This window comes from Mucilaginibacter galii, assembly GCF_014635825.1.
Classification (GTDB): Bacteria; Bacteroidota; Bacteroidia; order Sphingobacteriales; family Sphingobacteriaceae; genus Mucilaginibacter; species Mucilaginibacter galii.
The window spans coordinates 237,798-255,032 of the sequence record NZ_BMDO01000004.1; the positions used below are offsets into that span (position 1 = coordinate 237,798).

18 protein-coding genes are annotated in these 17,235 nt (G+C 42.0%); 10 read left to right on the forward strand and 8 right to left on the reverse strand.

The genetic code is table 11. The features are described 5' to 3' along the window. The first annotated feature begins 65 nt into the window (after nt 1-65). On the forward strand, nt 66-1,202 hold the full coding sequence (locus tag IEV61_RS09505) for a GAF domain-containing protein (protein WP_188416018.1): 1,137 nt from the start codon (nt 66-68) through the stop codon (nt 1,200-1,202). Nucleotides 1,203-1,244: 42 nt separating this feature from the next. Here the strand turns inward: IEV61_RS09505 and IEV61_RS09510 are convergent, their stop codons facing one another. Further along, nucleotides 1,245-2,300 (reverse strand): spore photoproduct lyase family protein, encoded by a 1,056-nt coding sequence (locus tag IEV61_RS09510; RefSeq protein WP_188416020.1) that lies wholly within the window; start codon nt 2,298-2,300, stop codon nt 1,245-1,247. Between the two features lie 226 nt (nt 2,301-2,526). Here IEV61_RS09510 and IEV61_RS09515 point away from each other — a divergent pair, with 226 nt between their 5' ends. Then, complete coding sequence (locus IEV61_RS09515) at nt 2,527-3,807, forward strand: hypothetical protein (RefSeq protein ID WP_229747084.1); 1,281 nt, start codon at nt 2,527-2,529, stop codon at nt 3,805-3,807. On the opposite strand, the gene IEV61_RS09520 is transcribed toward IEV61_RS09515, so the two are convergent. Beyond that, nucleotides 3,808-4,620, reverse strand: a complete 813-nt coding sequence (locus tag IEV61_RS09520; RefSeq protein ID WP_188416024.1) for an NAD-dependent epimerase/dehydratase family protein — start codon at nt 4,618-4,620, stop codon at nt 3,808-3,810. It lies immediately after the preceding gene. A gap of 126 nt (nt 4,621-4,746) precedes the next feature. Between IEV61_RS09520 and IEV61_RS09525 the strand changes: the two genes are divergently transcribed. The 6 genes from IEV61_RS09525 (at nt 4,747) to IEV61_RS09550 (ending at nt 10,483) form a co-directional block, all read left to right on the forward strand. Further along, complete coding sequence (locus IEV61_RS09525; RefSeq protein ID WP_188416026.1) at nt 4,747-5,328, forward strand: arylesterase; 582 nt, start codon at nt 4,747-4,749, stop codon at nt 5,326-5,328. A gap of 46 nt (nt 5,329-5,374) precedes the next feature. Beyond that, entirely contained in the window at nt 5,375-6,229 is an 855-nt protein-coding gene (locus IEV61_RS09530; protein ID WP_188416027.1) for a fumarylacetoacetate hydrolase family protein, read from the forward strand. Between the two features lie 255 nt (nt 6,230-6,484). Continuing rightward, the gene (locus tag IEV61_RS09535; protein WP_188416029.1) at nt 6,485-7,369 is read left to right on the forward strand and encodes a glycosyltransferase family 8 protein; all 885 of its coding nucleotides are present in this window, start codon (nt 6,485-6,487) and stop codon (nt 7,367-7,369) included. Between the two features lie 16 nt (nt 7,370-7,385). Beyond that, the gene (locus IEV61_RS09540; RefSeq protein WP_188416031.1) at nt 7,386-8,174 is read left to right on the forward strand and encodes a glycosyltransferase family 2 protein; all 789 of its coding nucleotides are present in this window, start codon (nt 7,386-7,388) and stop codon (nt 8,172-8,174) included. A gap of 53 nt (nt 8,175-8,227) precedes the next feature. After that, nucleotides 8,228-9,595 (forward strand): lipopolysaccharide biosynthesis protein, encoded by a 1,368-nt coding sequence (locus tag IEV61_RS09545; RefSeq protein WP_188416033.1) that lies wholly within the window; start codon nt 8,228-8,230, stop codon nt 9,593-9,595. Between the two features lie 252 nt (nt 9,596-9,847). Further along, nucleotides 9,848-10,483, forward strand: coding sequence for a peroxiredoxin (locus IEV61_RS09550; protein WP_188416035.1), 636 nt, complete (start codon nt 9,848-9,850; stop codon nt 10,481-10,483). 358 nt (nt 10,484-10,841) lie between these two features. On the opposite strand, the gene IEV61_RS09555 is transcribed toward IEV61_RS09550, so the two are convergent. Genes IEV61_RS09555 through IEV61_RS09570 form a run of 4 tightly spaced genes read right to left on the reverse strand, consistent with a single transcriptional unit; the run spans nt 10,842 to nt 13,040 of the window. Then, nucleotides 10,842-11,369, reverse strand: a complete 528-nt coding sequence (locus tag IEV61_RS09555) for a GNAT family N-acetyltransferase (RefSeq protein WP_188416037.1) — start codon at nt 11,367-11,369, stop codon at nt 10,842-10,844. 19 nt (nt 11,370-11,388) lie between these two features. After that, nucleotides 11,389-11,979 carry a hypothetical protein gene (locus IEV61_RS09560; RefSeq protein ID WP_188416039.1) on the reverse strand — a complete coding sequence of 197 codons (591 nt, stop codon included), beginning with the start codon at nt 11,977-11,979 and terminating at the stop codon, nt 11,389-11,391. Beyond that, nucleotides 11,966-12,463, reverse strand: coding sequence for an RNA polymerase sigma factor (locus IEV61_RS09565; RefSeq protein ID WP_188416040.1), 498 nt, complete (start codon nt 12,461-12,463; stop codon nt 11,966-11,968). Before IEV61_RS09565 ends, IEV61_RS09560 begins: the two co-directional genes overlap by 14 nt. Nucleotides 12,464-12,515: 52 nt before the next feature. Continuing rightward, entirely contained in the window at nt 12,516-13,040 is a 525-nt protein-coding gene (locus IEV61_RS09570) for a hypothetical protein (RefSeq protein WP_188416042.1), read from the reverse strand. A gap of 63 nt (nt 13,041-13,103) precedes the next feature. On the opposite strand from IEV61_RS09570, the gene IEV61_RS09575 reads away from it, so the two are divergent. After that, a complete protein-coding gene (locus IEV61_RS09575) occupies nt 13,104-14,477 on the forward strand; it encodes a dicarboxylate/amino acid:cation symporter (protein WP_188416044.1) in 1,374 nt (457 codons plus the stop codon). A 126-nt stretch (nt 14,478-14,603) separates the two neighbouring features. Continuing rightward, nucleotides 14,604-15,110, forward strand: a complete 507-nt coding sequence (locus IEV61_RS09580; RefSeq protein ID WP_188416046.1) for a hypothetical protein — start codon at nt 14,604-14,606, stop codon at nt 15,108-15,110. 91 nt (nt 15,111-15,201) lie between these two features. Here the strand turns inward: IEV61_RS09580 and IEV61_RS09585 are convergent, their stop codons facing one another. Next, the gene (locus IEV61_RS09585) at nt 15,202-15,750 is read right to left on the reverse strand and encodes a NifU family protein (RefSeq protein ID WP_188416048.1); all 549 of its coding nucleotides are present in this window, start codon (nt 15,748-15,750) and stop codon (nt 15,202-15,204) included. A gap of 83 nt (nt 15,751-15,833) precedes the next feature. Then, entirely contained in the window at nt 15,834-17,177 is a 1,344-nt protein-coding gene (gene purB, locus IEV61_RS09590; RefSeq protein ID WP_188416050.1) for an adenylosuccinate lyase, read from the reverse strand. Nucleotides 17,178-17,235 lie beyond the last annotated feature (58 nt).

Genomic DNA, 17,235 nt, shown 5'->3' on the forward strand with positions numbered 1-17,235 from the left:
TATAACACTAAATCATTAAGATAAATTAAATTTTTAAATTATTCACCTGGTTATAAACCTTAATTATGATCAATGAGATAGAGCGGCTTAAAGCGGTTAATCGCTTCAAGAAGTTGGATATTGGTATCAAAAAAGATTTAAATGAATTGGTAAACCTTTTAGCGCAGATATGTAATGTGCCGGTTGCTCTGATAAGTCTTATTGATGATAAAATGCAATGGTTTAAAGCCAGTGTAGGCACTGGTGATATTAATTGCAATGAGCGAGACCTGTCTTTTTGCCAGGAAACCATATTGCAGAACGATATTCTCATTGTTCCTGATGCTGTTAAAGATGAACGGTTTTCAAAACTGCCTATTGTAGCCGGCCCCCCGCATATAAAGTTCTATGCAGGTGCTCCGCTCATCACTTACGATGGTTATGCCGTGGGCAGCATGTGTATACTTCACGTAGATTCCATTGAACTATCGGAATTGCAGATAAATACAATGAGAGTTTTATCTAAACAGGTGTTAAATCTGATTGAGCTGAATTGGAGCATGCAAAGCCTGATGGAGCAAAACTTGAGCACACAGCATCAAAGAAGGGCTATTGAAGACTCGGAGATCAAACTAAAAGCTGTGTTTGATAGTTCGCGCGATATTCATTTATTGATAGGCCGCCATATGGAAGTATTGGCTTTTAATAAAGCAGCTTATAATTACATCAAAACCAATTACGGCAAACAATTAAAAACGGGGGCGCATTTGCTTACCGTTACCAACGAGGGCTTTGCCAAGATGACCATTGATAACATTGAACAGGCACTTAACGGAGAAATTGTTAGCGTAGATTGGTTGGTTAAAACTGCTGATAATGCCGCTAACTGGCTAAACATAATTTTTGAACCTGTTGAAGGCAGTAATTCAAACGTAATTGGCGTGGCTATCAATGCTACTGATATTACTTCGAATAAACTTGATGCGGAGCAAATTGAACAGCAAAACGCTGCATTGGAGCGCATAGCCACTATACAATCGCATGAGTTGCGCCGTCCGGTTGCTTCATTAATGGGTTTAATTGAGGTTTTAAAGTTAGATGAATCGTGCGTTTACAATAGTTATTACCCCATGATGGAAACTACCATTTATGAGTTAGATGATAAAATTAGGGCCATCGTAAAAGAGTCGGAAGAAACGCTTAGTAAAACGTCGGCTAACTAAACATAACTAAAAAAGGCGTTTTTTACAGTTAATTATTCTTAGCTAAAATATATACCTGATACCACACCATGGAATCTCTTCGGTAAGCATATTCACAAATGTATTGATCATTTGAGCTTTTAACTGGTACTGGTAGCGTATGTTAATGCCGCCATAACTGCTGCGTTTGGTTTCCTGTAAGGCTGGCAACCAAAGTAGCTCTTCGGCCTTGGGGTTAATATCAATATTTCTGATGTGCTGTTGTTCGTTGTGCGTTAAGAAGATAACTTCACACTGCATCTGCTCCTTAACGGCAGCACTAACCGCGGCATTTAACTGCCTGAAAAGCTCACGGTAATCTTCTTCCCAATCGCGGTCAACACCGCGTACACGGTCGTAAACTATTACGGGTGAAAAGTTAACATGCACTTCATATCCTGCTTCGTAAAAATCATTAATGGCTTGTAGTCGTTTTTCAATACTATCGGTGCGTACATCAACTAACCGGCTTACATCGGCGGGCATCAGGCTAAAACGTATACGCAGTTTACGGCCGGGGTCAAGCTCCAGCATATTGCGGTTCACAAACTTTGTGGCAAAAGTGGCTTTGGCCCGTGAGTGCGCAATGTAAAATTTAAATACATCGGCAATTCCCGGCGATATATCGTAGTCTATGGCAACATCAGAATTGCAGCCCACATCATAAGTATAAAATATCGGGTCGGTTTGATTAGGTACCCGGGGCCAGGGCTGGCTCATGACATGCTGATCAACCTTGGCCATAATTTCGTCTACGTTGGTAAAAATGGTGATGGGGTTGATCTTTTTATGGCGGTCTACATAACAATACGTGCAACCGGCAAAGCAACCATTTGCCAGGCTTGGCGCAATATAGTCTGAGCTTCGTCCGCTGTATTTAATATCAAGCGTTTTTAAACGCCCTAACACCAGCAGGTCTGACTTTGCTTTATAATGCGGAATATCTCCTATCTCGGTAAGTTTATTATGCTGCTTAACAGGTGTTGTGATTGCATTAGGATATTGTGCGGCCAGTTGCTTCCCGCGTTCATTCAAGGCATCGGGTGTACAAAGTATTTGCTTCGGATCAAAGTCGGGCATGAACTAAATATTTTCCTGCATACAGTTAATAACCATGCCAAAGGATGGATTGAATGATTGTAACAAGCCAGGTTTTATCTTAGACCTTTCGAGCCTTAAAGCAATTAATGGGTTTTGTAGAACTATAATTTACAATGTCGTATATTTTCGCAAAGTTTGAAGGAGATACAAACTCTGAATAATGATTACAAACCTTACCCGATTTCTGCTGCTACTCTTATTGTCTATGTCTGCTTTCACCGCCGGGGCACAAAAAATTCAGGACGGTAAACTGTGGCTTAATGAGGATGGTAGTAATTATTTTAAGGTCACTTTGATATCGCAGGTATGGATCAGAAATACTGATATGAACCCGGGCACCACCATTAATGGTTATGCAAAAAATAACTACACCGATATAGGCATAAGGCGGGCAAGACTCCAGGCTTACGGACAAATTGCCGACAGGGTGTTTATCTACAGCCAAATAGGAATGAACAATTTCAATTTCCTTTCCGATCGTAAAGCTGGTTTCTTTATCCACGATATTACAGGCGAATACGAGGTTGTCCGCAAGCAGCTGTCGTTAGGTGCTGGCTTAACCGCCTGGAATGGCTTAACCCGGTTTTCGGCACCATCGGTAGGTAGTATTATGGGTTTGGATGCACCGCTTTTTGAGCAAACCACAAACGATGTAACCGACCAATTTTTAAGAAAGTTAAGTGTTTATGCCAAAGGTAAATTGGGGCAATTGGATTATCGCCTGGTAATGAGTAGCCCTATGGCCGTGCAAAAATCAAATGGCTACTCGGCCGCACTCACAGAGTATTCAACATATTCGCCTATGCCTGCCAAAATGCAATGGCAGGGATATTTTCAATGGCAATTTTTAGATCAGGAAACCAACACCACGCCTTACGCAACAGGCACTTACTTAGGTACTAAGCGTGTGTTCAACATAGGTGCAGGCTTCCAATACCAGCCCGATGCCATGTGGCGTAAGGGTACCGCTATAAATGATACTATAACTACACCTATGCGCCATTTTGCTGTTGATGCATTCTATGATGCACCTCTGAACGCATCAACCGGAACAGCCATTAGTGCTTATGCCACGTATGTGCACTTAGATCATGGTCAGGGTTATATTCGTAACCAGGCTACTATGAATCCGGCCAATGGTTCCACACAACCCTCTGTACTTAATGGGGCGGGCAATGGTTATCCATCTTTTGGAAACGGCAGTTTGTGGTATGGGCAGGTAGGCTATAAGTTTAAGAACAACTTAATAGGCAGCACCACTTTAATGCCTTATGCCAGTTTACAACATGCCAGCTATGATCGTTTGGCTAACAAAATAAATTATTATGAATTGGGCACCAGTTGGCTGCTCAAAGGCCATACCTCAAAATTAACCTTTGCCTATCAAAACCGGCCAGTGTATGAAACACTGACTCCGGGAGCTAAAGCTATTCAAACTGAGCGTAAAAACAGCTTTGTAGTACAGTACCAGGTATTTTTAAACTAATTAAAAGCAGTTGCCGGCAAAGCAATCATCCCAATTGTTAATTGCATATTCGTAATGGAGCACAGCCGGTACATTAATGCTGCTGACGGTTTTCCACTCAAGTAGCTCATCATTAAACGAGGGTGCTTCTAAACCTGCGTGTAGTGTAGCTTGCGTATAAAATTGAGCTTTTTGTGGATGATGTGGCGAACACGCGTTAAAGGTATAGCCGAAGGCTTCTTGGTTTAATATGGATTTGGTAAGTGCCACACAATCTTGCAAATGGATCAAATTTACCGGTGCTTGTCCGTTGGGGACGTTGGTCTTCCCTGCAAAAAAACGCCCGGGGTTACGGCCAGGACCAACCAATCCTCCAAAACGGATGATCGCGGTTTTAAAATTGGTTTGTTTCCTAAAAAGTTCTTCTGCCTCAAATAATGTGGTATTTGATTGGCTTTGCGGTGCAGGATGGTCGTTTTCGTTTAAATCACTATTGCCGTCTGGATATACACCGGTTGAACTTATATAAATAACCTGCTGAACACCCTGCTTAATTATGGCCTTAATAAGTTGCTGTATTTTGGCTGTGTAGTCGGTTTCACCGCTTCGCATACGCGGTGGTATGCTCACTATCAGTGTATTGCAGGCGAAGAAATCATCGTTGGTAATCAGCTCTTCTGCAGAAAGTGTTAATAAATATGGTATAATACCCGCAGCAGTAATGGCATCGAAACGTGCGTTAGATGTTGTTGAACCTTTTACATTTTCACCATCCTGTGCAAGGGCTTTGCCCAATGCCATGCCGTACCACCCACAACCTAAAATGCTAATCATGCGGCTAAGTTAAAAAAGTGTAAAACAAGCTTCATCATGTTTTACTTTTAAAATTATTGCTGATAGTTAAACGTTATATAATCATAGCCAAAAGGCTTAATTGTTATAATTAGAAGGAAAGAAACATTGAAGAATATACTATTTTTTGGAGACAGCCTTACCGCGGGTTATGGCTTGCTCAACGTATCGCTCGAGTCGCTACCGGCCTTAATTCAGGCAAAAATTATGACCGACAAACTGCCTTACCATGTAATTAACGCAGGTGTAAGCGGCGAAACCTCCGCAGGCGGCTTAGCCCGAATAGACCTGCTGTTGACTAAACCAGTAGATGTTTTTGTACTGGAATTGGGCGCTAATGACATATTACGCGGTATACCACCACAAACCACCGCTGCTAATTTGCAGGCTATTGTAAACAAGGTTAAAGCGCGCCACCCTCAGGCTAAACTGGTGCTGCTGGGCATGGAACTTCCACAGTGGATACCGGGCGCTTTTGCGGGGGCATTCAGGGCGGTATTTAAGCAGATAGCGCAGGCTAACCACATGGCTTTTGTGCCTTTTTTGTTAGAAGGCGTTGCCGGGGTAGCTCATCTTAACCTGCGCGACGGGCTTCATCCAACTGCGGTGGGGTATCAAATTATTGCCGGTAAGGTGTGGCCGGTTATCCGTCCGCTGCTGAATGAGGTTGATGAAAGTTGGAAAAGTTAGAAATAATTAGCAAAAAACTTTATAAAACCTTATACATTTATAAACTATGAAATTAATAAGATTTGGCCATCCGGGTCAGGAAAAACCGGGAGTATTAATAGATGATAAACGTTATGACGTATCGGGATTTATCCCCGACTTTAACGAAACCTTCTTCGAAACCGACGGGCTCACCAAGCTGAAAGAACTGGTTGAAGAGCATGGTACTAATCTGCCGTTGGTAGATAACCACGAGCGTTTAAGCAGCCCTGTTGCGCGGCCATCTAAATTATTATGCATAGGGTTAAATTATGCCGATCATGCCAAAGAAACCGGCGCGCCCATGCCGCCCGAACCGGTATTGTTTATGAAGAGCACCACTGCCATTGTTGGCCCTTATGATGATGTGGTGATTCCTAAAAGCTCGGTAAAAACCGACTGGGAGGTTGAACTGGCCGTAGTAATTGGCAAGAAAGCCAGTTATGTAGACGAAGCCGAAGCTGCCGGGTGTATAGCCGGTTACCTGCTGCACAACGATGTATCTGAACGGGAGTTTCAATTGGAGCGCAATGGCACTTGGGATAAGGGTAAGGGCTGCGACACTTTTGCACCATTAGGCCCCTTCATGGCCACGCCCGATGAAATTGCAGAGATAGATAACCTCCGTTTGTGGTTGACCGTTAACGGTAAAAGTATGCAGGATGGCACTACAGCTAATCTCATCTTTAAAATACCTTTCCTGATTTCATACGTGAGCCAGTTTATGACGCTGCTGCCCGGCGATATTATTTCTACCGGAACACCGGCAGGAGTAGGGCTGGGTTTTAATCCGCCTGTTTACTTAAAGCCCGGCGACGTAGTTGAGTTGGGTATCGACGGATTAGGCACACAAAAGCAAACGGTTAAGGCCTACCAGGTATAATCAGTAATATTTAATATAATAGCCTCGTAATTGTTTACGGGGCTTTTTTATGAAATTATTGGGAATGTATTTCCCGGAAATTGTTAACAAATTATAATAACCGGCACTGCAAATTTTACGTATAAAAAATATATAGTAGATTTACAGAGATAATAACTGCAATTGGGCAGGAGCGAGGCTTTGATTTACGATTACACAAGCTGGCTATTTTATTGCTATAACTAATTAACACATCACAGAGCCGAATATTATAATATGATAAGTACTGATAGGCGTTTAAGCGTTGTTTATGCCTGCGATAACAACTTTGTACCTCTACTGGCGGCATCCATAAAAAGTTTGGAAATTAATTCGGCCGGGTCGCAAAAAGACATTTACATTATAGACGATGGTATAAGCGCTTCCAGCAAGCAAAAGCTGATTGAATCTATTGGTACAGCCGAAATTACACTAAAGTTCTTGCTGGTGAAAGATGTGGTTGGCAAGATCACTATTCCGTATTTTAATAACGCCGCGTTACCGGTAACCACCTTTTTTCGCTTATTTGTACACACCTTTATTCCTGAAGGTACCGAGCGGGTTCTATACCTCGATTCGGATATGATTGTGCTGGGTAATATTGCCGAACTGTGGGAAGTAGACTTTGGCGATAAGATTGTTGCTGCGGTGCAAGATCCGGGTATTAAAACTTTAGGCTGCTCATGGGGGGGGGGTGTACGCAACTATGCCGAGCTTGGCTATCAATCGGAAGATAAATACCTGAACGCCGGGTTGTTATTGATCAACCTTAAAAAATGGAACGAGTTTGATGTATGTACCAAAGCACTTGATGCAGCGGTAAAATATCAAAAGCATATTGTATACGGCGATCAGTATTGCCTAAATGCCGTGCTGGCCAACCGCTGGCTGGAACTTGACCCCGAATGGAACCACCTGGTAGATAACGAAAAGCCAGGCGCTAAGTTGCTGCACTATATTGGCAATAAGCCTATTTATACCAATTACTCATATAGTCAAAAATATAAAGACATATTTTTTGATTACCTCAATAAAACCGCCTGGAAAGATTTCAAACTGGTAGGAGCACTTACCCGCCGCGTTCGCATGATTAAACGCTTTGTAAGAAAAATAACCGGTTAATAACTAAGATAGATACATGGCGGCTAAACATAATTTTGACCGGGTAACCCTTTTAATAACGCACTATAACAGGAGCAAATCTTTAGAGCATTTGCTTAAACGCTGCGCCGAAGAGGACCTGTCTTTTGAAGAGGTAGTGATTTCTGATGATGGCAGTAAGCCCGAGCATCTGGCTCACGTAAAACAGCTGCAGGATACCTATGCTTTCAGATTAATTACTACGCCGGTTAACAAAGGCTTGGGTAATAACATCAATAAGGGACAAGACGCTGTTAAAACGCCTTATACCTTATACGTACAGGAAGATTTTGAACCCACCGCCGACTTTGCGCCCAATTTTGGTAACGCCGTTAAGTTAATGGATGCGGAAGACTGGGATATCATAAGATTTTACACTTTTCCATGGGCACCATTCCCGTATCTCAAAGATTACAAGTACAATTATGCAGAAATGCTGTTCAAATCTACATTATGGCACCTTAACCATTTAAAATTCAGGTTATACAGCGATCACCCGCATTTACGCAGATCTACTTTTCTTGAAAAATTTGGTCGTTACCTCGAGGGGCAACGCGGCGACCCAACCGAATATAACATGTGCATGCAGTTTATATTAAAGGGTGGTAAAGCGCTCATGTTTAAAGGGCCCGACCTTTTCCTGCACGAGCATGGTGCTATTGAACCTAATACCATGGTACGCAGCAAATGGAAGCTGAGTAATTCTATATTTATAAAATTACTCCGGTCGGTATACCTGAAGGGTAAGGTGGTTAACAGTACGTTGAAGCTTAATAAGCTAAGATAGCATCGTTCAGAGAGAGATTTTTTGGTAGAGATTAAAGCACTATAATTATTGCAATGCTATTTAAGTTAAAGCAAATTTTTGAAAAGCTAAAAAACCCGCACATTGTAAACCTGGTAGGCAACGCCATAATGACGGTGCTTAATACTATACAGGCGGCCATCATATTTAATTACCTCTCCAAAGAGGGGATGGGTAACTACATCATTTTTCAAAGTACTATTGGGCTGGTAGATACCTTTAGGGCTGGCTTACTCACTACTGCTTTTATCACTTCTTACGCCGGTACTTCTAAAGAACGTTCGGCCGAAGTAGCTGGTTCGGCCTGGTTTCTATCGGCGCTTATTACAGGTGTGTTCGTTTTAGTTAACGTGGTCTACCTCGTAATTCCGTTTCATATGTCAGATGGAGGTGCCGACTTGTTTATTAAATGGTTCGGTTTGGTGTTCATCATTACCCTGCCTTCCTTCATAGCCAGTTGCATAGCCCAAGCCGAACAGCGTTTCGATAGGTTGTTATACATCCGTACGGTTAGTACCGGTTTATCTATTGTTTTAGTGCTGGCGCTAATCTTTACCAAGCATCTTACATTAATGTCATTAGTGTATGCAGGCTTTATTGCCGGTGGTGCAACCAGTTTAATGACCATTGTTTTGGGCTGGTCGCGTATAGGCACCATTTTCAAGAAAACTACCGAAACCATGAAAGCCCTGTTTGCCTTTGGTAAATACAGTGTGGGTACATCATTAGGCAGTAACCTGTTTCGCAATTCAGATACCTATATCATCAACTTTATGCTGGGTCCGGGTACACTGGCTGTTTATAATTTAGGCGTGAGGTTAATGGAACTGGTCGAAATTCCGTTGCGTAGCTTTGCTGCTACCGTAATGCCTCCATTATCTGCTGCGTACAACCAGGGTAACAAGTATCATGTTATTTACCTGCTTAAAAAGTACTCAGGCTTGCTTACCATTATATTGATCCCTGTGGTAGTAGGTTCGTTGTTTTTTGCCGAAGTGGCCATATGGATCGTAGATAAAAAGTATTTGAGTACCGAGGCGGCCAACGTGCTGCGGGTATTTATGACCTTTGCGCTACTTTACCCGGTAGAGCGCTTTATGGCCCTCACGCTGGATGCCATTAACCAGCCCAAGGTGAATATGATCAAGCTGATATTTATGCTGGCTGCCAACGTTATAGGTGATTTTGCGGGCATATGGATATTTGGTAATATTTACGGGGTTGCGCTGGCCACCATATTGCCTATTATTACCGGCATGATCATTAGCTACCACTGGCTGCAGAAATATGAGAAATTTGCACTTTGGGATGTTTACAAAGTTGGCTGGCTCGAAACTAAGTTTCTAATAAGAGATAGCATGGCTATGCTGAAAAAAAAGAAGGACGCCAGTCCGCAGCAATAAAGAAATTAAAGCAAATGCAAAAATGTCATCTCGAACGATAGTGAGAGATCCTGTTCGAGGTGCTAAGTGTAACTGTTATTTCGAACAAGATTTCTCTTTAACACTCGAAATGACATTTAATATTTGCCAAAGCTATACCGTCTACCTAAAATCATATTCTCTACTAAGTTTATAGACTTTGCTGAAAGCTTTATATATTTGCTCATCAACATTGTAGCAATTAAAGCGTTAAACATCTAAATTATAAATAACATGAGTTTAAGATTAGGCGATAAAGCCCCAAATTTTACGGCACAAACCTCTGCTGGAGAAATTGATTTTTATGAATTTTTAGGCGATAGCTGGGGAGTATTATTTTCGCATCCCGGCGATTATACACCAGTTTGTACTACCGAGTTAGGCCGTACTGCCGCCCTTAAAGATGAATTTGAAAAGCGTAACGTAAAAGTGGCTGCCTTGAGTGTAGATTCGGTAGAGTCGCACTATGGCTGGATACAGGATATTAACGAAACGCAAGGGGTAGAAGTAAACTTCCCTATCATTGCCGACGAGGATCGTAAAATATCTGAAGCCTATGATATGATTCATCCCAATGCATCGTTAACGGCAACGGTACGTTCGTTATTTATTATTGCGCCCGATAAAACTATTAAATTAATCATCACTTACCCAGCATCAACCGGTCGTAATTTCCAGGAAGTTTTACGGGTGATTGATTCCCTGCAATTAACCGCCAAGTACAGCGTAGCCACACCGGCCGACTGGAAAGAAGGAGAGGACGTTGTAATTACGCCTGCTGTTAAAGATGAGGACGTAGAAGCCAAGTTTCCTAAAGGACATACCCGCGTTAAACCATATTTGCGCATAACGCCACAGCCTAATAAGTAATACTTATTAATGGCTTGTCAGTCTGAGCTTGTCGAAGACTTGTACGCTTTACCAAGTATTCTACAAGCTCAGACTGAAAGTGTAGTATGTACTCTGTTACATTGTCAATCGCTGCATGACAAAAACCAGTCGGTTACCTATCGTGCAGAGATTGCTTCGTACCTCGCAATGACGGGTTTTTATAAGACTTTGTCATCTCGAACGACAGTGAGAGATCCTGTTCAAAATGCAAAGTTTTACGACACGCATGTTCGAACAGGATTTCTCGTTATCACTCGAAATGACACGGGATTTTATTGAGAATGCTGTCATCTTGTTATTACTCGAAATGAAAAGAAGTTTAGAGCGATAAGCTTATTTACTTCAGCTCTTTTTTCATCAACAAATCGGTTTGCTTGTCGTTGCCCAGCATAAAGTCGTGGCTTCCGCAGTGGCTAAAGCCCATGCGTTCGTATAAGTGAATGGCGTTGTAATTGTGTTCCCACACGCCAAGCCAAATAAAGTCGTTATTGTTTTTTAATGCCTGGGTAAAGGCAATGTCGAGCAGTTGTTTTCCTATTTGTTTGCCTTGGTAAGCAGCGAGTACATACAGGCGTTCCACCTCCAGGCTGTTTTGATCTTTAAATTCGTTTTGGGCAGTCCCGGTATTGAGCTTTAAAAAACCGGTTACCTCATTACTAACCAGCGCAAAGTAAAAGTTGGAGCCGGGTGTTTTCAATTCGTTGGTGAGCTGTTGGATGGTAAATGACTGGGCTGCGTAAGCATCCATATCATCGGCATTATTCAAATGCCCAAAAGCAGCATAAAATGTTTCACTGCTCATGTTAGCCAACAGGTCAACATCTGCCACGGTAATAGATTGTATCTTAATTACAGAAGGAGTCATTATTTAATTATCCTCGTAACTATTCAAATTGCCCTTCTAATCTTTCCAGACGCTCTATTAAATAGCTAACACGCTTTTCTTCGCGTTTAATAAGCCTGTCTTTAAGGTAGAATATGGAAAATAAAATGTAGGCCGCGCAAACAGTATAATAGATGATTTTGAATATTAGGGGCTTGTTTTGAAATACCTCGATGGTGTACAACGAAATACCAAGGCAAAGCATCAGCGCAAACCAATAGTAAAACCTGCCATTGAGGTAAGCGCGGCGTTTTTGATATTCTTTTAAGCTGTTAAGGTAAGCGCCAGGGTTAAGCGTTAAATCATGACGCGAAATGGTGCGGTAATCGCCTATCTGCAAAACCAGATAGCTTATCATCCCGGCCAGCATCACAAATAAGCCGATATAACTCAAGCGCTGCTCAAATACGGCAAACAGGGTTAAGCCTACGGTAAACACAATAGCAATGGAGATACTTATAATTCCCCATAGTACTTTATTCTCTAATATATTTATTCCCTTTTTTATCTGTTTCAGCACATCATCCACCGAAAGCCTGGGTTGCTTTGGTTGTTCTTGCCAAACCGATAGCAGGTGATCAAAGTCTTTCATATTGGTTATATAAATCGGTTAGCCTTTGTTTAATACGATGAATTTTAACGCGAAGATTACCTTCGGATATACCCGATATTTCGGCAATTTCGGGGTAGGGCAGTTCATCAAGCACCATAGTAATAATTATCCTTTCAGATTCTTCGAGCTTGGCAATACACTTGTACAGCAAAGCTATCTGTTCGTTCTTTTCCGAAAACTCTTCCCTCCGGGTTTCGGCCAGTTGAGGAGTCAGTTCTTCTTTGGCTTGTCGTTTTTCTGAGCGTAAATAAGTTAAACAGGTGTTTACCGCTATACGGTAGATCCAGGTGGAGATCATGGCCGTGTTGCGGAACTTGTCGAGGTTTTGCCAAACCTTCACAAAAGTTTCCTGTAACAGGTCATGCGCCGCATCTTCATCGCCGGTATAGCCGTAACACAAACGGTATATCTTTTTTGAGTTCGATTCAAATATCTGCCTGAAGGCAGCATCTTTATCAGCCACGGTTGAAATTATGATTAGTTGTGATGTTTAGATTGGCGAAAGATAAGAATTGTTACAGGTAATCTTGTTTATTTATCCAGCTCAGCTTTTCATCAGCCTCTTGCACCACCTTCTCAAACCCGGCCTGGTGGTCGTATTGCAAATCCTCATGTAAAGCACCTATAAGCTTCGCTACTTTTTCCAGCTGTTTATGAAGCAGTTGACGCAGGGGTTTATAGCCTGTGCGTTTGTCTACATGATTAACGTATTGCTGGCAGTAGTAGAGCAGCAGATCTATTTCGGCTGGTTTAGAAGCCATAAATTTAGTGTGCTTGGTAATCAATTTCAAAATTTTACGCATGCTTTTAGCCGCATAATAGTAATGGGAGGGCAGCTCGTTAAACAAGGTGTCCATTTCTTGCTTGATGCCTTCTATGTAGCCATCGTGATTATTGGCCTCAAACAACAGGTAAGACAGCAGTTCTTTGTTCTCTTTTTTATATTTAGACAGGCGCAGGCACAAATCGGCCAGCTGGCTGCCGCTTAAGTGCTGTAATTCCTTTTTTATTGCTTGTAAATTGTAAGTGTTTACCCCCATACCGTCACATTAAATTTTACCAAAATTATAATTAATTGTAGCTTAGTTCCCTTAATCCGTTGCATGAAACAAAGTAAACTTACCCTTTTTATTTTTATTGCCCTGGTAGCCGGTGTTATTGCCGGTTATTTATATAACGTATATGTTATTAACGAGTATAACAATAATATAACCGTTGCCGAAGCCCGTACAAAGACTATAGATACCAGATTGGTTAAGTTAACCGATACCACCGTAACGGAGTATGCCACCCTTAAAGCCCAGCGCGTAAAAGTAGCTGCAACACGTAAAGAGAATGATACCATCCGCGAAGACAAGCTGGTTGGCTTTAGCATTTTAAGCGATATATTTCTGCGCCTTATTAAAATGATAGTAGCGCCTCTGGTATTCACCACATTGGTGGTAGGGGTAGCCAAGGTGGGCGATATTGGCGCCGTTGGCCGTATTGGGGGTAAAACCATGCTTTGGTTTGTAAGTGCCACGCTGGTATCATTAGCGTTGGGTATGCTGCTGGTTAACTTTTTTAAACCCGGCGAAACGATGCACATTCCGCTGCCCGACAGTCATTTAAGCACAGGTATTCAAAAAGCGGCATTATCCCTACGCGATTTTATCAGCCATGTTTTCCCTAAAAGCTTTGTGGAAGCCATGGCCAATAACGAGATACTGCAAATTGTAGTGTTTGCCTTGTTCTTCGGTGTGGCCACAGGTGCCATTGGCGAAAAAGGAGAAGTGGTGATCAAAGCAATGGATGCCATTGCGCATGTAATATTAAAGATAACCGGTTACGTAATGCTGGTAGCGCCGCTGGCAGTGTTTGGCGCTATAACAGCGGTTATTGCAAGGCAGGGATTAGGAATTTTGTCTACGTATGCCATATTTATTGGTGAGTTTTATTTCTCATTAATTGTGCTTTGGCTGGTTATAATATTGGCTGGGTTCGTGGTATTGCGTAAACGTGCATTAACGCTGGTTAATCGCATTAAAGATGCTATGCTGATAGCTTTCAGTACTTCAACCAGTGAAGCCGCTTATCCACGCATCTTAATGGAGCTGGAGCGCTTTGGTTGCAATAACAAGATCGTAAGCTTTGTTCTGCCTTTAGGTTACTCTTTCAACTTGGACGGTAGTATGATGTACATGACCTTTGCCTCATTGTTCCTGGCGCAATCTTACGGTATTCACTTAAGTTTTGGTCAACAGCTTTCTATGTTGTTGGTGCTTATGCTCACCAGTAAAGGTATTGCGGGCGTGCCCCGTGCCTCGCTGGTGGTTATTGCAGGCACCATCTCTATGTTCAATATCCCTGAAGCCGGTTTGGCTTTACTGATCGGGATAGATCCTTTGTTGGATATGGGCCGTTCGGCTACCAACGTTTTAGGTAATGCCATGGCCACTGCGGTAGTGAGCAAGTGGGAGGGAGAACTCAAAGATTAAAATTGCAAAGCCCGCGAGTGTTGCTCATAATTTCTGCATATGCTTATTCATGTAAAAATGACTGTATAATTAAATACAATTGGTCTATTTTTGCGGCTTTATAACGAAGCAATTTTTAGAACAAACATGACTGATAAATCAAAGAAGATATTTTTCGCGCTTACGATCATTGTTCCTATACTGGCCTACTGCTTTTACTATTATGGTATGATGGTTAAGAATGCCCCGTACCGTTTTGCAGATTTCCAGTACCTGCGCTTTGAGTATGGGTTGGGCGATAGTATGGTGAATAAGTATAACTCCAAAACCGGATTTTACCAGTACACCACCAAGAGCGGCAAATTGAAACAGATGAACATGCAGTTATCGAAAGATAACCTCCTTTACCTACACCGTAAGGCAGCCGATCTGGGTTTCTGGAACTTCCCTGAAGTTGAAAGAGGAGATACAACAGGCGATAAGAAGATCAAAACCCTGCATTACTTAATTGAGTTTGTTTATAAAGATAAAACTAAGAAAGTGCTTTTTGACCAGGACTTTGACGGCGACATTGCACTTAAAGATGCTAACATGCGCTTGATCAAGGAAATACAAAGCGTTTTAGATGAGCAAGAAGAGCATTTGGCTAAATAGCTGCCAGATAAGTATAACAAGATAAGGCTAAACAAAAAAACCATCGCTTCTTATGAAGCGATGGTTTTTTTGTTTATGCTGTATTTGCTGCTTAAAGCGCTTCAGATACTACTTCCTGCACTTCGGGAACCATGCGTTTTAGCAGGTTCTCTATACCGGATTTAAGGGTAAGGGTTGATGACGGGCAGCCGCTGCATGAACCACGCAACTCTACAGTAACCACGCCTTCGTTAAAAGATTTATAGCTGATAGCGCCACCATCCTGCTCTACTGCAGGGCGTACATAATCGTGCAAAATCTGCTGTATTTTAATCTCAGAATCGGTACCTTCAAAGTTCACTTCTTCCTGCTCAGCTTCCTGAACGGTCAGTTCCGACTCAACGGCACCTTTAACAAACTCCTTCAGTATAGGTTCAATGTCTTCCCAGTCGGTACCCTCAGTTTTAGTTACCGTTACAAAGTTGCTGGCGAAAAACACACCGTTAACAAACGAAAACTTGTATAACTCTTTCGCAAAAGTAGATTTTTCTGCACTTTCTTTATTTGGATAATCTACGCTGCCATTAATCAGCAGTTTGTTCACGATGAACTTCATAGTTGCCGGGTTCGGCGTAGATTCGGTATATACGTTGATATTCATAAGAGACTATTTTGAATTAGAACAAATTTAAACAGCTTTTTGATTTAACAATGAAGTGCATAGTCATTTTACTTCAACATGACTTATACGCCGGTGTAATTTGACGGCGTAATTTGCTTTAGCTCAGTCTTCACGGCATCACTTACATCAAGTCCGTTTACAAATTCGGCAATGCTTTCAGCGTTTATTTTTTGATTGGTGCGTGTAAGGTCTTTTAAGGCCTCGTAAGGGTTTGGAAAATTCTCGCGGCGAAGTATAGTCTGGATTGCTTCAGCAACTACTGCCCAGTTATCATCAAGGTCTTGTTGTATTGCAGCTTCGTTAAGCAATAACTTGCTTAAACCACGAATGCTTGATTTAATGGCAATAAGGGTATGTGCTACCGGAACGCCGATATTACGCAAAACGGTAGAGTCGGTTAAATCACGTTGCAGGCGCGATACAGGCAGTTTAGCGGCCAGGTGCTCAAATAATGCATTAGCTATACCTACGTTGCCCTCTGAGTTTTCAAAATCTATAGGGTTAACTTTATGCGGCATAGCCGATGAGCCAACCTCGCCGGCTTTGATCTTTTGTTTAAAATAGTTCATGGATATGTAGCTCCACATATCGCGGTCTAAATCCAAAATAATATTGTTGATGCGCTTTAAAGCATCGCAATGGGCGGCAAAGTTATCATAGTGCTCTATCTGTGTAGTGTGCTGCGAACGTTTAAGGCCTAATGTTTCGTTCACGAAATTATTTCCGAAGGTAGTCCAGTCAATAGTAGGGTAAGCTACATAATGAGCATTAAAGTTACCGGAGGCACCGCCAAACTTTGCCGAATAAGGGATGGCTTTAGCTAAGATCAACTGACCTTCTACGCGCTCAATAAATACTTCAATTTCTTTTCCCAAACGTGTTGGCGAAGCGGGCTGACCGTGAGTGTGTGCCAGCATAGGCACGGCTTTCCAATCCTGCGCATAACCTTTTAGCACGCCAAGTAAATCATCAATAGCAGGGTAATAAACATCGTGTAGCGCTTGCTTAAATGAATAAGGGATTGCGGTGTTATTAATATCTTGTGAGGTTAGTCCAAAATGGATAAACTCTTTGTAATCCTGTAAACCCAAACCATCAAATTCTTGCTTAATAAAATACTCTACTGCCTTCACATCGTGATTGGTAGTTTTCTCAATGTCTTTAATTACCTGGGCATTGCTTTCTGAAAACTGCTGGTAGATAGCCCGCAGGTTCGCGTATTTCGCTTTATTGAATGCTGCTAACTGAGGCAACGGATGCTGGCAAAGGGCTATGAAATATTCAATTTCTACCTGCACCCGGTATTTGATGAGTGCAAATTCGGAAAAATAAGGAGCCAGCGATACGGTAGCATTATGATAACGGCCATCAACAGGTGATATGGCCATAAGCGAGGTTAGCGACATAAATTAAAATTTTGCCAAAGTTAACAAAGTAGCCGGAATGTAACTTCCTTAAACAAAA

Coding starts and splice junctions, on each gene's coding strand:
- IEV61_RS09505 (WP_188416018.1), top strand. CDS start 66: ATGATCAATGAGATAGAGCGGCTTAAAGCGGTTAATCGCTTCAAGAAG.
- IEV61_RS09510 (WP_188416020.1), bottom strand. CDS start 2,300: ATGCCCGACTTTGATCCGAAGCAAATACTTTGTACACCCGATGCCTTG.
- IEV61_RS09515 (WP_229747084.1), top strand. CDS start 2,527: ATGTCTGCTTTCACCGCCGGGGCACAAAAAATTCAGGACGGTAAACTG.
- IEV61_RS09520 (WP_188416024.1), bottom strand. CDS start 4,620: ATGATTAGCATTTTAGGTTGTGGGTGGTACGGCATGGCATTGGGCAAA.
- IEV61_RS09530 (WP_188416027.1), top strand. CDS start 5,375: ATGAAATTAATAAGATTTGGCCATCCGGGTCAGGAAAAACCGGGAGTA.
- IEV61_RS09535 (WP_188416029.1), top strand. CDS start 6,485: ATGATAAGTACTGATAGGCGTTTAAGCGTTGTTTATGCCTGCGATAAC.
- IEV61_RS09540 (WP_188416031.1), top strand. CDS start 7,386: ATGGCGGCTAAACATAATTTTGACCGGGTAACCCTTTTAATAACGCAC.
- IEV61_RS09545 (WP_188416033.1), top strand. CDS start 8,228: ATGCTATTTAAGTTAAAGCAAATTTTTGAAAAGCTAAAAAACCCGCAC.
- IEV61_RS09550 (WP_188416035.1), top strand. CDS start 9,848: ATGAGTTTAAGATTAGGCGATAAAGCCCCAAATTTTACGGCACAAACC.
- IEV61_RS09555 (WP_188416037.1), bottom strand. CDS start 11,369: ATGACTCCTTCTGTAATTAAGATACAATCTATTACCGTGGCAGATGTT.
- IEV61_RS09560 (WP_188416039.1), bottom strand. CDS start 11,979: ATGAAAGACTTTGATCACCTGCTATCGGTTTGGCAAGAACAACCAAAG.
- IEV61_RS09570 (WP_188416042.1), bottom strand. CDS start 13,040: ATGGGGGTAAACACTTACAATTTACAAGCAATAAAAAAGGAATTACAG.
- IEV61_RS09575 (WP_188416044.1), top strand. CDS start 13,104: ATGAAACAAAGTAAACTTACCCTTTTTATTTTTATTGCCCTGGTAGCC.
- IEV61_RS09580 (WP_188416046.1), top strand. CDS start 14,604: ATGACTGATAAATCAAAGAAGATATTTTTCGCGCTTACGATCATTGTT.
- IEV61_RS09585 (WP_188416048.1), bottom strand. CDS start 15,750: ATGAATATCAACGTATATACCGAATCTACGCCGAACCCGGCAACTATG.
- purB (WP_188416050.1), bottom strand. CDS start 17,177: ATGTCGCTAACCTCGCTTATGGCCATATCACCTGTTGATGGCCGTTAT.